Annotated in this window: 1 protein-coding gene; it reads right to left on the bottom strand. The window is 61.5% G+C overall.

Annotated features, from left to right (window positions below):
- The coding region (locus ACEWB7_RS17705; protein WP_411581046.1) for an MFS transporter at nt 1–454 on the bottom strand (454 nt) is incomplete at both ends.

Below are 454 nucleotides of genomic sequence, written 5' to 3'. Positions count from 1 at the left end.
CCAGGATGCCAACCACCGCGGAGATCGCTCCCGCGAGGAATACGGAAGGATAGCCGTATGACGTGGCCAGCATGCCCGCCAGCGGGCCGGTAACGCCGTAGGAGATATCCTGAAACGCGGCGTAGCCGCCGAGCGCCGTACCGCGTACCTGTGCAGGTACGCGTTTCACAACCTCCACGCCCAGCGCCGAGAAAATCAGTGAACACCCTGCCCCGGTGAGCGCCGCGCCTACCAGCGCTATCCAGGCCGTCGGCGCCAGCCACAAGAGCAGCAACCCTGCCGTCTCAACCAGCAATGAGACAACGGCGACCTTCACGCCGCCAAAGCGATCCGGCATCCAACCGAACAATATGCGCATCAGTACAAACGCACCGCCAAACGCGGTCAGGGTGAATCCCGCCATCGTCCAGCCATTGCTGACAAAATAAAGTGAAATAAACGTACCGATGACGGC

Source organism: Acinetobacter sp. NIOH-H-8, from assembly GCF_046635365.1.
Classification (GTDB): domain Bacteria; phylum Pseudomonadota; class Gammaproteobacteria; order Pseudomonadales; family Moraxellaceae; genus Acinetobacter.
This window is presented reverse-complemented; position numbering and strand designations above follow the sequence as displayed.